This is a genomic window from Luedemannella flava, from assembly GCF_039528515.1.
In the GTDB taxonomy this organism is placed as follows: Bacteria; Actinomycetota; Actinomycetes; order Mycobacteriales; family Micromonosporaceae; genus Luedemannella; species Luedemannella flava.
In genome coordinates, this window is record NZ_BAAALT010000277.1 from 1 (window position 1) to 13,812 (window position 13,812).

Genomic DNA, 13,812 nt, shown 5'->3' on the forward strand with positions numbered 1-13,812 from the left:
CGCCACGGCCAGGCGCGCGAGGCGCCGTCCGCCGCCGAGCCGGCGCACCTCGCGCACCAGCGCGCCCGCGCCCGTCACAGCCTCGCCTCCACCGCACCCCAGCGCGCCCCCGCCGGTGACAGCGTCGCCTCCACCGCACCCCAGCGCGCCCGCACCCGTGACGGCGTCCCCTCCGCCGCGCCCCCGCGGAGCGCCGCCCTCGTCATGCGCCCGTTTGCTGTGTTGCAGCGGGAGTGCGACAGCGGTTCAGCAGCCGTTCCACACAGGTTCGACTGCACGAGAACGAGCGACACCCGATCCGTCACGGGGTCACCTCGCGGACCGTGCCGTCGCGGACCAGCAGGACCCGGTCGGCCAGCGGCAGCATCGCTGGCCGGTGCGCGACGAAGACGGCGGTCCGGCCGGCGAGCAGGCGCGGCGTCGCCTCGATCACGGCGGCCTCGCTGCCGCCGTCGAGGCGGGCGGTCGGCTCGTCGAGCAGCAGCAGGTCGGCGTCGCGCAGGAAGGCCCGGGCCACACCCAGGCGCTGGCGCTGCCCGCTGGACAGGCCGAACCCGCGTTCGCCCAGCACCGTGTCGTAACCGTCGGGCAGGGTCGCCACGAAGCTGTCCGCCGCCGCGGCGCACGCGGCGGCGCGGACCGCGTCCGGCGACGCGTCGGGCAGACCGAGCCGGACGTTGTCGGCCACGCTCGCCGCGAACAGGTACGGCCGCTGCGGGACCCAGGCGATCCGTGACCGCCATGCGTCCGGGTCCACCTCCGCCAGGTCGACGTTTCCGACCAACACCCGACCCGAGGTCGGGGTGACGAAGCCGAGCAGCGCGTGCAGCAGGGTGCTCTTGCCCCCGCCGCTCGGGCCGATGAGCGCGATCCGCTCCCCGGGCGCGACGGCGAAGGTGACGTCGCGGAGCACCGCCGTTCCGGCGTACTCGAAGGTGGTGTTGTCGAAGACGAGGCGCGCGCCGCGCGGTGTGGCCGACGCCCCACCGGACCGCGTCGGCGCCGCGTCGGTCGGCGACCGGACGGCGAAGACGTCGCGCAGCGCCGCGAGGCCCTCCTGGCTGGCGTGGAACTGCGCGCCGGCCGCCCGCAGCGGGGTGAACGCCTCGGGCGTGAGCAGCAGGACCAGCAGCGCGACCGGCAGGGTCAGGTCACCGTCGACCAGGGCGATCCCCACCGGGACGGCGACGAGGGCGACCGCGAGGGTCGCCAGCAACTCGAGGACGAGCGCGGACAGGAATGCCAGGCGCAGCGTGCGCATGGTGGCCTCGCGGTGCTTGTCGGCCATCGCCCGGACGACCTCGATCTGTGCGCGCGCCCGGCCGAACGCCCGCAGCGTCGTCACGCCGGTCAGCATGTCGAGGAAGTGCCCGCCCAGGCGGTGCAGCAGCCGCCACTGGCGCTGGGTCGCGCTCGCGGTGTGCCAGCCGACGAGCGCCGCGAAGATGGGCACGAGCGGCAGGGTCAGGGCGACCGTGAGCGCCGCCGTCCGGTCGGCCAGGGCCAGCCGCCCGAGCACGGCCACCGGCACCGTCACAGCCGTGACCAGCAACGGAAGATAACCGATGAGGTACGCGTCGAGCGCGTTGACGCCGGGTCCGGCCAGCGTCGCCAGCTCCCCCGCGCGCTGGCCGCGCAGCCACACCGGGCCCCGGCCGAGCGCCCGTCCCAGCAGGTCGGCGCGCAGCCGGGCCTTGAGCGTCGCGGCGGCGGCGGTGGCGGTCGCGCCGCGCGTCGCGGCGAGCAGCCCGCGGACCGCGGCGAAGACCAGGACGGCGACCAGGGCGCCCGTGTCGAGGCGGCCGACGGCGACGCCGGCGAGCACGCGGGACAGGCTGTCGGCGAAGCCGACCACGACGACGGCGGTCGCGACGCCGTAGCCGAGGACGGCGGCGAGGTAGGGGCGCATGCCGGGCAGGCGCAGCAGGCGTGGGTCGACCGGGCCCCGGCGGACCTCGCCGGGCGCAGTCACGGGCGCTCGCCGAACATGTTGTTAGGCTACATGTGCCCGGCTCAGGACGATTCGCGGACCACCAGGTGCGTGTCGAGCACCACGAGCGGGCTCGGCACCACGTCGCCGCGGATGTGCGAGACGAGCAGGCGCGCCATCTCCCGGCCCATCGCCTCGACCGGCTGGTGCACGGTCGACAGGGCGGGCTCGGTCTGGCGGGCGACCATCGAGTCCTCGAAGCCGACCACCGCGACGTCGTGCGGGATGCGCAGGCCGCGCTCCTTGATCACCCGCATGGCGCCGACGGCCATGAGGTCGGACGCGGCGTACACGGCGTCGATGTCGGGGTGGCGGGCGAACAGCGCGCGCATCGCGGCCGCGCCGCTGGCCTCGGAGAAGTCGCCGTAGCCGACCATCGACTCCTCGACCGGCAGGCCCGCCATGCGCAGGCCGCGCCGGTAGCCCGCGAGGCGGGCGACACCCACGCCCATGTCCTGCGGGCCGGCGATCGCCGCGATCCGGCGCCGCCCCCGCGACAGCAGGTGCTCGACGGCCAACTGCGCGCCGCCCTCGTTGTCGGCGTCGACGCAGCTCAGGTGCGTGTCGCTCAGCTCGGCCTCGCCGGCGAGCGCGGCCAGCCCGCTGGGCTGACCGCCGAGCACGACCGGCAGCCCGCGCCGCGCCAGCAGCGCCGGCAGCGGGTCGTCGCCGTGCAGCGACAGCAGCAGCACGCCGTCGACGTGCTGGGGGGTCAGGTGGTGCTCGACGCGGTCCTGCTCGGCCGGGGACTGGGCCATGGCGAGCCACAGCTGCAGCGGCGTCTCGAACAGCACCGAGCTGATGCCCCGGATGATGCCCGCGAAGAACGGCTCCCCGAAGACCCGCTCCTCCGACTCCGACACGACCAGGGCGACGGAGTCCGTGCGTTGCGTGACCAGGGCCCGGGCCGCCCGGTTGGGCACGTAGCCGAGCTCGTCGATGGCCTGTTCCACCGCGGCGCGGGCCGAGGCCGACACCTGGGGCGAGCCGTTCACGACGCGGGACACGGTGCCGCGGCCGACCCCGGCCCGCGCGGCGACCTGGTCCAGCGTCGGTCGCCCCGCCGACCTGGTGCGCTGCTGGCTCACGGTGTGTCCTCCGGTGTCCTGGCCGTCGACCTTGTGCCGTCGAAACTATTGTGCCCGGTTATCGGGCCGGTTCGGCACCCTGCGGGTCGGCGACGGCGTGGCGGGCGATGACGTCGGAGTACCACAGCGCGCTTGCCTTCGGCGTGCGTACCTGGGTCTCGTAGTCGACGTGCACGATGCCGAAACGGCGCGTGTAGCCCCACGCCCATTCGTAGTTGTCCAGCAACGACCAGGCGAAATAGCCGCGCAGCGGCACGCCCTCATCGATCGCGTCGAGGCAGGCGCGCAGATGCCCGTCGAAATAGGCCACCCGCGGCTGGTCGTTGACCGCCCCGTCGCCGTCGATCTGGTCGTCGAAAGCGGCGCCATTTTCCGTGATGTAGAGCGGAAGTTCCGGGTATTCACGGTTGACACGCACCAGGGTCTCGGTGAGACCCGGCGCGTCGATCTCCCAGTCCATGGCGGTGACCGGGACGCCGTCACGCTTGACGAACCGCACGCCCTCGCTGCCTGGCCACGGCTCGACCGCGCCGCCACCGCGCCAGTCCACGACGCCGTCGACCGGCTCGGGCGCCGCCACGACATGGCGGCTGTAGTAGTTGATGCCCAGCATCGACAGCGGCGTGGAGATGGTCTCCAGGTCGCCGTCGCGCACGTGACTGAAGTCCGACACCGTCGCGAGGTCCGCCACCACGTCGTCCGGGTACCGGCCGAGCAGCAGCGGGTCCAGGAAGAGGCGGTTCGAGAGGCCGTCGATGCGACGGGCCGCCTCGGCGTCGGCCGGCGAGTCGGAGGCGGGCGACACGGCGTACAGGTTGACCGTGCAGCCGACCTCGGCGCCGGGCTCCTGGGCGCGGATCGCCTGGGTGGCCAGGCCGTGGCCCAGCAGCAGGTGGTGGACGGCCGCGACGGCGGCGTCCGGCTCGGTGCGGCCCGGCGCGTGGTGGCCGTTGGCGTACCCGAGCAGCGACGAGCACCAGGGCTCGTTCAGGGTCGTCCAGTTGCGGACCCGGTCGCCGAGTACGCGGTGCACAAGGGCGGCGTACTCGGCGAACCGGGCTGCGGTGTCGCGGGCGGGCCAACCGCCCGCGTCCTCCAAGGGCTGGGGAAGGTCCCAGTGGTACAGCGTGACCCACGGCAGGATGCCGTTTTCCAGCAGCTCATCGACAAGCCGACGGTAGAAGTCCAGACCCGCCGGGTTGGCGGGGCCGGCACCGTCGGGCTGCACGCGCGACCACGAGATCGAGAACCGGTACGAGTTCAGCCCCAGCCGCGCCATCGTCGCGACGTCGTCGCGGTAACGGTGGTAGTGGTCGGTCGCCACGGCGCCGCTGTGGCCGCCGACCACCCGACCGGGGGTGATGCTGAACGTGTCCCAGATGGAGGGCGTGCGGCCGCCTTCGGCCACCGCCCCTTCGATCTGGTAGGCGGCCGTCGCGGCGCCGAAGAGGAACCCTTCCGGAAACACCCGCAGCCCGGTGGGGCTGGGCGCTCCGGCGGCGAGCAGCGCGGCGGTCTCCGGCTGAACGTCGATGGGCTGCGAGGTAGTCACGCCTTGACCGCGCCTTCCATGATGCCGCCGATGATCTGCTTGCCGAACACGATGAACACGATGACCAGCGGCACCGTGGCGACCGCGGTCGCGGCGAACACCTGGGCGTAGTCGGTGTAGTACGCCTCGGCGAGCAGGTTGAGCGACACCTGGACGGTGGGGGTCTTGTTGTCCAGGATGATGAACGGCCACACGAAGTCGTTCCAGGTCTGCATGAAGGTCAGCAGGCCCAGCACGGCCGCGGCGGGCCGCAGGATCGGCAGCACGATGCTCCAGAAGATGCGGAACGTCGAGCAACCGTCGACCCGGGCAGCCTCGATCAGCTCGTCGGAGACCGACTGGCTGGCGTACTGCCGCATCATGAACACGCCGAACCCGGTGACCAGGAACGGAACGATGACGGCCTGCAGCGTGCCGTCCCAGTCCAGCCACTTGGCCATCATGATGTACAGCGGAATGACGCCCAGCTGGGTGGGGACCATCATCGTGCCGATGATGACCAGCAGCAGCGCGTTGCGGCCACGGAACTTCAGCTTGGCGAACGCGAAGCCGGCGAGCGACCCGAACAGCACGACGCCGAGCGTCACGCAGGTCGAGACGAACACCGAGTTCATCAGGCCGTAGATGAAGTTGGCGTGGTCGTTGTCCAGCACCCGGCCGAAGTTGTCGCTGAAGTTGCCACCCGGCAGGACCGGCGGCGGCGTGTCGTGGATGTTGTCGTTCCGCTTGGTCGCGATGATGAACATGAAGTACAGCGGGAACACCGAGAGGACGCCCGCGATGATCAGCGCGATGTACGTGAGCGGACTCGCCTGCCAGGCACGGCGGTTAGCGGTTCTCATCGTGCACCCTCACTTGACCGACTTGCGGACGAACAGGAAGTTGACGACCGACACGAGCACGATCAGAAGGAAGATCGACCAGGCGATCGCCGACCCGTACCCGAAGCGGAAGTTCTCGAACGCCTCGGAGAACATGTACATGGTCATCGTCTGGAACTGGTGCGTCGTGCCGCCGGCGGTCTTGCCGTTGGCGAACAGCAGCGGCTCGGTGAACAGCTGCAGACCACCGATGGTCGAGACGATCACCGTGAACAGGAACGTCGGGCGCAGCATCGGCAGCGTGATCTGCCAGAACTGCCGCCACTGGCTCGCGCCGTCGATCGCGGCGGACTCGTAGAGGTCACGCGGGATCGCCTGCATGGCGGCGAGGAAGATCAGTGCGTTGTAGCCCGTCCAGCGCCAGTCGACCATGACGGAGATGGCGGTCCAGGACGACCACTCGTCGGCCTTCCAGTCGATGTTGTCCACACCGAGCAACCCGAGCACCCAGTTGATGACACCGAAGTCGCGGCTGAACAGCAGGCCGAACACGATGGCGACGGCGGCGACGGACGTCACGTTGGGGATGACGATCGCCATCCGCAGCGCCGTGCGGGCGCGCAGGTTGCGGTTGAGCAGCGTGGCCAGAACCAGCGCGAGCAGCAGCTGCGGGATCGTGGACAGCACGAAGATGCCCAGCGTGTTCTTCAGCGTCTGCCAGAACTGCGCGTCCTTGAACAGGTCCACGTAGTTTTCGAAACCCACCCATTCGTGGGTCCCCATGATGTTCCAGTTGTGCAGCGAAACCCACGCTGTGTAGACCAGCGGGTAGAGCCCGAAGAACCCGAAAAGCACGAAGAACGGCGCGATGTAGATGTAAGGCGAAAACTTTTGGTCAAAACGTACTAGTCCACCGGAGCTGCGGCGGGGCTGTCGCGCACGCGGCCGGTGCGGGGGCACGGCGTGTTGGGGCGCCGTACTCGTCGAGAGGCTCATTGGAGTGGTGGTCCTTCCCTAACCCGGCCAGATCCGGGGTGAGGCGGGGTTTGACCGGGCCCAATGGCGCCCGGGCGGGGTGTGCCCGGGCGCCATTGGGGCACCGTGTGCCTTAACTACTTGGCCTGCTTCTCCGCCTCGGCCAGAGCGTTGGTCCACGCCTTGTCGGCCGCGACCTTGCCCTGCTCGATGCTCTGGAGGGCCGGCTCGAACGCGCGCTCCTTGATGGCGGCGTGCTTCGGGCCGAGGTACACCGGCTGCAGCGTCTTCGCGCCAGCGCCGAAGATGGCACCGACCGGAGCGTCGCTGAAGTACGGGTTCTTGTAGGCCTGGAAGTCAGGGTTGTCCAGAGCCTTCAGGTTCGAGGGCAGCGGGCCCTTGGCCTTGAAGGCGGCAACCTGGCTGTCCGCGCTGGTCAGGAACTTGGCCAGCTCAGCGGCCTCCTTCGGGTGCGCGCTCTGCTTCGGAACCGAGAGCCACGAGCCGCCCCAGTTACCGCCGCCGCCCGGAACCGCGGCGACGTCCCACTTGCCCTTGTTCTCGGGGCCGGAGTTGCCCTCGATGATGCCGAGCATCCAGGACGGGCAGGCGACAACCGCGAAGGTGTCCTTCTTGAAGCCGGCCGACCAGTCCTCGGACCAGGTCGCGGTCTTCGAGGAGATGCCCGCGTTGATCATCTGAACGGCCTTGTCCCAGGCGCCCTTGACGGACTGGCTGGTGCCGGCCACGACGTTGTTCTGACGGTCGTAGAACAGCGGCTCGCCCAGCTGGGTCATGATCGCGGAGAACTCGGTGGTGACCGAGTCGATCAGGGCCTTGCCGGTCTTCGCCTTGTAGTCCGTGCCCACCTTGATGAAGTCATCCCAGGTCGGCCACAGCTTGCTGACGGCGTCCCGCTCGACCGGCAGGCCGGCCTTCTTGAACAGGTCCGTGCGGTAGCACATCGCGAGGCCGCCGACGTCGGTCGGGAGGCCCAGCAGCTTGCTGCCGTCGGCGGTCTTGCCCGCGTCGTACTTCCAGGAGAGGAAGTCGCCGCTGAGGTCGCCCGTGTACTGCTTCAGGTCGATCCAGTTGTCGGGCTGGGCCTTGAACTCGTTGATGATGCCCTCTTCGAGGCCAACAACGTCGCCGGCACCGGTGCCCGCCGCCAGGTACTTCACCAGCTGCGGCTTGTAGTCGTCGAGCTTGGCGGTCTTGCGCTGCTCGATCTCGATGTTCGGGTGCGACGCCATGTACTGCTTGATCAGCTCGTCGTAACCGAACTCGCCGAACGAGTCGACGATGAGCTTGATCTTGCCGCCGTTGTCGCCGCCAGACGGCTCTTCCTTCTTGCTGCAGGCTGCGGCGCCAAGAGCGACCGCCGCAACCAGAGCGACCGCGGCTGCCTTACGCATGCGGCGCTGGGTGACGCTCATCCCGAACCCCTCTCAGGTCGTGATGTTGTGGTGGGGGATGGTGGCGCCCACGCCCACCCGGGTCACCCAGGGGGGCCCTGGGCTGCCGGGAGGTTGTGACACCACACCATTTGTTTGTCGTGACTGTGGCGGAAGCCACATCTTGACGGGAGCGCTCCCATGAGGTTGCCGGCCCGTGACGGGGATGTCAACTGCTTCATGGGAGCGTTCCCAAGTTGTTACCGACCATGATGTCGGCTGGAGGCAAAGCCGCTGGTCACGAGCTTAGCTCGGGTGTCTGTTCGGGTCTGGGAACGCTCCCACAAAGGGAAAAACCAAACTATTTTGGCGTGTAAAAAACGACAAAACGGATTGCCTTGCGGAGCCCGCCCAAACGGGTTGCCGAATCGTACTGCCGGGCCCCGGTTTTTGTCGCGGTCCGCGGTCACCGAGACCGCGGATCCGTGGGTACGGGCGTCCGCCCGCTGCTCACGCGAGGCGACGCAGGAGCGTGGTCGCCAGCCGTGGATCGAAACTCTCAGGCACCCCGCCGAACCGCTCGCGCACAGCGGCGTACTCGGGATGGGCCGGGTCGTGGAGCACCGCGACCGCCTCGGCGTAACCGAACGCCCCGCCCACGTCCTCCGGCGGGCAGATCCCCGCACCCTCGAGGCACAGCGGGTAGCGCTCGTCCGGATCCGCCGCGAGCACCTCCTCCACGTCGACGGTGTGCTCCCACCAGTCGCCGTAGTCGTAGGTGTAGCGCAGGCGGGTGCCCTCGGTCGCGACCGCGTCGAGGCGGACCTCCAGCTCGTCGACGAGATCCAGGTCACCGTCCGGGTCGGGCTCGCCGTACTGGGCGCCCCCGATGTCGAAGGAGTGCAGGTGGTAGTCCCGCCAGCCCATGGCGTACTGGATCACCCGGTGGATCCGGTCGAGGGTGAAGGCGCCCGGCACCTGGACCCGCCGCCACACCGGCGGCGTCACGCCGTCCAGCGCGACCCGCAGCTGATAGATCTTCCGCACCACGGGAGCCATTCTTGACTGACGGGCGGGGGGCTCGCACGCTGGACACATGATCTGTGCCGCGTGTCGGGCGCAGCACCACGACCGCTGTCGCGGCGGGACGTGGTGCGACTGCCAGCACCGTGCCCCGCAGCCGTCCCCGCCGGCGACCGGCCGCCCGGGAGAGTAGGCCCGTTTCGCCGCCATCGCGGCAGGGGACAATGAGCCGTGCGCATGATCTTCCCCAGCCCCGGCGATGACCTCGACGACGACGCGCTCGTGGCGCTCTACGCCCCCGACCGGTCCCGGCCGGACGTGCGGATCAACTTCGTGACCAGTCTCGACGGCGCCGTGGAGATCAACGGATTCTCGGCGCCGCTGTCCGGTGAAGCCGACAAGCGGGTGTTCCGGGTCCTGCGCCAACACTGTGACGCGCTTCTCGTCGGGGCCGGGACCGTGCGGAACGAGGGTTACCACGCGGTGAGGCTGGACGCGGCCCGCCGCCAGTGGCGTGCGGCACAGGGTCTCCCGACGTACCCGGTGCTGGTCATCGTGTCGGGCTCGCTGGACCTGGACCCGGGGATCCACGCCCTGGCCGCCGCCCCCGTGCGGCCGGTCATCCTCACCCACGACGCGGCGCCCGCCGACCGACGCGCGGCGCTGACGGCCGTGGCCGACGTGGTGTCCTGCGGTAACGCCGCGATCGATCTCGGCGTCGGCCTGGCCGAGCTGCGGACGCGCGGTCTGGCCCATGTCCTATCTGAGGGCGGCCCGCACCTGTTCGGCGCGCTCACCGCGGCCGGCCTCGTCGACGAGCTCTGCCTCACGGTCTCGCCGCAGCTCGCCGGGGCCGGCGCGGGGCGGATCACCGCCGGGCCGCTCGCGCCGGCGCCCGTGGGGATGCGCCCCGCCCACGTCCTGCTGGCCGACGACAGCCTGATCACGCGGTACGTGCGCGCCGACTGACCGGCGGCTTCTTATCCACATCGTTACCCGGGACGCGCGGCACACCCTGTGGATAACCGGGCGCGCCGACGGGCCAATGGGACGCATGTTCGGTATCGTCGCGCCCGCGGCGAATGTCATACCGGTAGGTGACCATGGCCGCCGGGGACGGCAGGTCGCGGCGCGGAGAGGAGTGACATGGGCGAGTTGGCACCGGCCGAGGCACAGGGCCCGGTGGTGGGCCGGGTGCTGGGCACGGCCGACGCGACCCCGCTGCAGTTCTGGGTGGCCGTCGCCCCCGGCGCCTACCTGCAGCTCGACGACGTCGTGGTGACCACCCGCGAGCTGCCCCCCAACGGCGGCGAGCAGCCCGCCCCCGTGGTGATCGCCGGCGTCGTCACCCAGGTCCGCGCCCGCCACGAGGGCGCCATGTTCGACTCCGACGTCTTCGCCATCGCCGACGGCACGCTGCCCGCGCAGGTGCAGGAGGCCGCCGAGATCACCACCACGCGGGTCGACCCCGAGGTCTACGTGCCGCCCCAGCCGGGCGCCGTGGTCCGCCGCGCCGAGGGCGCCACCCGCGCCGCGGCGCTGTACTTCGACCGGATGGAGCGCACCGTCCCGATCGGGCTCGGCCGCGACGGTGCCCCGGTGTTCCTCAACGCCGACTTCCTCGACGGCACCCGGGGCGCGCACGTGTCCATCTCCGGCATCTCCGGCGTCGCCACCAAGACCAGCTTCGCCACCTGGCTGCTCTACTCGGTGTTCCGCTCGGGCGTGCTCGGCGGGGCCGGCGAGACGGCCAACACCCGGGCGCTGATCTTCAACGTCAAGGGTGAGGACCTGCTGTTCCTCGACCACCCCAACACCCGGCTGGACTCGAACACCGAGCGGGCGTACGCGAAGCTCGGCCTGGACGCGGGGCCGTTCCCGGACGTGCGGGTGTTCGCCCCGCCGCGGGCCGGCGACCTGACCGGCTCGCCCGACGTGGCCAGCCGGCTCACCGGGGTCGACTCCTTCTACTGGACCGTGGCGGAGTTCTGCGCCGACCGGCTCCTGCCGTACGTGTTCGCCGACGCGGACGACGACCGCCAGCAGTACACGATGGTGGTGCACTCCGTCACGGCGTACCTGCAGCGCAACGCGCAGCCCGCCGACGGCGGCGTGGTGCTCGACGGCAGGCGCGTCAACTCGTACGGCGACCTGGTCGACCTCATCTCCGAGCGCCTGGCCGACGACGAGACGCGCGGCGACTGGGCGGGCACGGCGGTGGGGCTGGGCACGGTCAACGCGTTCCTGCGCCGGCTCGTGGCCAGCGTGAAGGACCTGTCCCGGCTCGTCCGGGGTGACCTGCGGGGCACCGCGCCACACGAGATCAACACGGCGGAGAGCGCCCAGATCACCGTCGTGGACCTGCATAACCTGCCCGACCGGGCGCAGCGCTTCGTCGTCGGCGTGACGCTGCGCTCGGAGTTCGAGCGCAAGGAGAAGGCCGGCACGGCCCGACCCCTGCTGTTCGTGGTGCTCGACGAGCTCAACAAGTACGCCCCGCGGGAGGGCACCTCGCCGATCAAGGAGGTGCTGCTCGACATCGCCGAGCGGGGCCGCTCGCTCGGCGTGGTGCTCATCGGCGCGCAGCAGACGGCCAGCGAGGTGGAGCGGCGCATCGTGGCGAACTCCGCCATCCGGGTCGTCGGCCGGCTCGACCCGGCCGAGGCCTCCCGTCCGGAGTACGGCTTCCTGCCCCCGGCACAGCGGGCCCGGGCGCTCATCGCCAAGCCGGGCACCATGTTCGTCGCCCAGCCCGAGCTGCCGGTGCCGCTGGTCGTGGAGTTCCCGTTCCCGGCGTGGGCCACCCGCCCGGCCGAGGCGGGCGCGGCGCCGAGCGCGACGCTGCGGTCGCTGGTCCAGTCCGCCGACCCGTTCGCGGTCGTGGGCGCCGGCAGCCGGGCGGCGCCGCCCGGCAACGGGAGCCTCCCCGACGACGACATCCCCTTCTGAGAGGGCCGCGCCCGTGAAGATCCTGCACACCTCCGACTGGCACGTCGGCAAGGTCCTCAAGGGACAGTCGCGCGCCGAGGAGCAGATCGCCGTCCTCTTCGAGATCGTGAAGATCGCCGAGGCCGAGCAGCCGGACCTGGTCATCGTCGCGGGCGACCTGTTCGACACCGCCACGCCCGGCGCCGACGCGAAGAAGCTCGTCGTCCGGGCGCTGTCGGCGCTGCGCCGCAACGCCGACGCCGTGGTGGTGATCGCCGGCAACCACGACCACGCCGCCGAGATCGACGCGCTACGCCCCTGGGCGGACGGCGCCGGCGTCACCCTGCGGGGCGCCATCGGACCGGCCACCGACCACCTCATCACGGGCACCACCCGGGCCGGCGAACCGTGGCGGCTCGCCGCCCTGCCGTTCGTCTCCCAGCGGTACGCGGTGCGCGCCTCGGAGATGTTCGAGCTCAGCGCCGCCGACGCGTCGGCCACCTACGCCGACCACGTGGCCCGCCTCATCGCGGCGCTCACCGAGTCCTTCGCCGACGGCACCGCCACGGTCAACCTGGTCGCCGGCCACCTGACGGTGGTCGGCGGCAAGCTCGGCGGCGGCGAGCGCGACGCGCACACCATCGAGGCGTACGCCGTGCCGTCCACGATCTTCCCGGCGGCGACCCACTACGTGGCGCTCGGTCACCTGCACCGCCGCCAGCAGGTCCTCGCCGCCTGCCCGGTGCACTACTGCGGCAGCCCGCTCGCGGTCGACTTCGGCGAGGAGGAGAACCTCCCCGGCGTCAACATCGTCGAGGTGACCGCCCGCAAGGCGGCCCGGGTCCGGTCGGTGCCGGTCACGGCGGCGATCCCGCTGCGCACCGTGCGCGGCACGGTCGACGAACTGCGGACGATGACCGTGCCGGAGGACGCGTGGCTGCGCGTCTACGTGCGCGAGGCGCCCCGCGCCGGCCTACGCGAGGACGTCCAGCAACTGCTCCCCCGAGCGTTGGAGGTGCGCATCGACCCGACGGTCCTGCCCGAGCTGGACCCGTCGCACAAGGTCGAGACGCGGGCCGGGCGCTCGCCGCGCGACCTGTTCGCGGACTACCTGACGGCCAAGGGCATCGCCGACCCGGCCGTCGGTGACCTGTTCAACCGGTTGTACGACGAGGTGAGCACGTCGGGAGGAGCCCACTAGTGCGGCCGCTGCGACTGGACCTGCACGGGTTCACGGTGTTCCGGGAACCCACCACGGTCGACCTGACCGACGCCGACTACTTCGCGCTGGTCGGGCCGACCGGCTCGGGCAAGTCGACGGTGCTCGACGCCATCTGCTTCGCCCTCTACGGGACGGTGCCGCGCTGGGGCGACCGGCGGCGCATCGACAACGCCCTGGCCCCGTCGGCGGCCGAGGCCCGGGTGCGCCTGGTCTTCGAGTCGGGCGGCGCCCGGTTCGTGGCCACCCGGGTCGTCCGCCGCGACGGCAAGGGCAACGTCTCCACCAGCCACGCCGGCCTCGAGCAGCTGCCGCCCGGCTTCGACACGCGGGTCTTCGACACCGCCCCCGCCGACCGGCAGACCGACCTGGGCACCGTGCTCGCGGGCACGCCCAGCGAGATGGAGCAGGCCGTCCTCGACGCGGTCGGCCTGCCGTACGAGCAGTTCACCAGTTGTGTCGTGCTGCCGCAGGGGCAGTTCGCGCGGTTCCTGCACGCCAAGCGGGCCGAGCGGCAGGAGATCCTGATCAACCTGCTCGGCCTGCACGTCTACGACCACGTGCGCGAGCTCGCCAAGCGCGACCAGCAGCGGGCCGAGGCGGCCGCCGCCGTCGCGCTCGGCCTGCTCGCCGACCTCGGCGACGCCGACGACGAGGCCCTCGCCACCGCCGAGCGCGCGGTGGCGGGCATGCACCGCCTCGCCGCGGACGTGGACGGGCAACTGCCGGCACTCACCCGCGCGCTGGACGCCGTCACCACGGCCGCGAAGGCGCTGGCCGCGCTCGACGAACAGATCGCCGAGCTGCGGGCGCTGCGCGCCC

11 protein-coding genes are annotated in these 13,812 nt (G+C 71.3%); 4 read left to right on the forward strand and 7 right to left on the reverse strand.

Annotated features, from left to right (window positions below; genetic code table 11):
- Nucleotides 1-301: 301 nt before the first annotated feature.
- From cydD to ABD211_RS30895, 7 genes are all read right to left on the reverse strand, one after another.
- Nucleotides 302-1,909, reverse strand: coding sequence for a thiol reductant ABC exporter subunit CydD (gene cydD / locus ABD211_RS30865; protein WP_344139492.1), 1,608 nt, complete (start codon nucleotides 1,907-1,909; stop codon nucleotides 302-304).
- A gap of 104 nt (nucleotides 1,910-2,013) precedes the next feature.
- Nucleotides 2,014-3,078, reverse strand: a complete 1,065-nt coding sequence (locus ABD211_RS30870; protein ID WP_344139466.1) for a LacI family DNA-binding transcriptional regulator — start codon at nucleotides 3,076-3,078, stop codon at nucleotides 2,014-2,016.
- A gap of 58 nt (nucleotides 3,079-3,136) precedes the next feature.
- The gene (locus tag ABD211_RS30875) at nucleotides 3,137-4,585 is read right to left on the reverse strand and encodes a GH1 family beta-glucosidase (protein WP_344139495.1); all 1,449 of its coding nucleotides are present in this window, start codon (nucleotides 4,583-4,585) and stop codon (nucleotides 3,137-3,139) included.
- Nucleotides 4,586-4,626: 41 nt separating this feature from the next.
- Entirely contained in the window at nucleotides 4,627-5,472 is an 846-nt protein-coding gene (locus tag ABD211_RS30880) for a carbohydrate ABC transporter permease (protein ID WP_344139468.1), read from the reverse strand.
- A gap of 9 nt (nucleotides 5,473-5,481) precedes the next feature.
- Nucleotides 5,482-6,447 carry a carbohydrate ABC transporter permease gene (locus tag ABD211_RS30885; RefSeq protein WP_344139471.1) on the reverse strand — a complete coding sequence of 322 codons (966 nt, stop codon included), beginning with the start codon at nucleotides 6,445-6,447 and terminating at the stop codon, nucleotides 5,482-5,484.
- A gap of 116 nt (nucleotides 6,448-6,563) precedes the next feature.
- Nucleotides 6,564-7,862 (reverse strand): ABC transporter substrate-binding protein, encoded by a 1,299-nt coding sequence (locus ABD211_RS30890; RefSeq protein ID WP_344139474.1) that lies wholly within the window; start codon nucleotides 7,860-7,862, stop codon nucleotides 6,564-6,566.
- 468 nt (nucleotides 7,863-8,330) lie between these two features.
- The gene (locus ABD211_RS30895) at nucleotides 8,331-8,870 is read right to left on the reverse strand and encodes a plasmid pRiA4b ORF-3 family protein (protein ID WP_344139477.1); all 540 of its coding nucleotides are present in this window, start codon (nucleotides 8,868-8,870) and stop codon (nucleotides 8,331-8,333) included.
- Nucleotides 8,871-9,080: 210 nt separating this feature from the next.
- On the opposite strand from ABD211_RS30895, the gene ABD211_RS30900 reads away from it, so the two are divergent.
- The 4 genes from ABD211_RS30900 to ABD211_RS30915 form a co-directional block, all read left to right on the forward strand.
- A complete protein-coding gene (locus ABD211_RS30900) occupies nucleotides 9,081-9,812 on the forward strand; it encodes a pyrimidine reductase family protein (protein ID WP_344139480.1) in 732 nt (243 codons plus the stop codon).
- A gap of 177 nt (nucleotides 9,813-9,989) precedes the next feature.
- Complete coding sequence (locus tag ABD211_RS30905) at nucleotides 9,990-11,792, forward strand: ATP-binding protein (protein WP_344139483.1); 1,803 nt, start codon at nucleotides 9,990-9,992, stop codon at nucleotides 11,790-11,792.
- A gap of 13 nt (nucleotides 11,793-11,805) precedes the next feature.
- On the forward strand, nucleotides 11,806-12,972 hold the full coding sequence (locus tag ABD211_RS30910; protein ID WP_344139486.1) for an exonuclease SbcCD subunit D: 1,167 nt from the start codon (nucleotides 11,806-11,808) through the stop codon (nucleotides 12,970-12,972).
- Nucleotides 12,972-13,812 (forward strand): AAA family ATPase (locus tag ABD211_RS30915; RefSeq protein ID WP_344139489.1); only part of this gene is annotated, 841 nt, incomplete at its 3' end. The genes ABD211_RS30910 and ABD211_RS30915, both read left to right, overlap by 1 nt.

What these genes read in the sequence shown, in the direction of transcription:
- cydD (WP_344139492.1), bottom strand. Translation starts at nt 1,909, where the DNA reads ATGCGCCCCTACCTCGCCGCCGTCCTCGGCTACGGCGTCGCGACCGCC.
- ABD211_RS30880 (WP_344139468.1), bottom strand. Translation starts at nt 5,472, where the DNA reads ATGAGAACCGCTAACCGCCGTGCCTGGCAGGCGAGTCCGCTCACGTAC.
- ABD211_RS30885 (WP_344139471.1), bottom strand. Translation starts at nt 6,447, where the DNA reads ATGAGCCTCTCGACGAGTACGGCGCCCCAACACGCCGTGCCCCCGCAC.
- ABD211_RS30890 (WP_344139474.1), bottom strand. Translation starts at nt 7,862, where the DNA reads ATGAGCGTCACCCAGCGCCGCATGCGTAAGGCAGCCGCGGTCGCTCTG.
- ABD211_RS30900 (WP_344139480.1), top strand. Translation starts at nt 9,081, where the DNA reads ATGATCTTCCCCAGCCCCGGCGATGACCTCGACGACGACGCGCTCGTG.
- ABD211_RS30905 (WP_344139483.1), top strand. Translation starts at nt 9,990, where the DNA reads ATGGGCGAGTTGGCACCGGCCGAGGCACAGGGCCCGGTGGTGGGCCGG.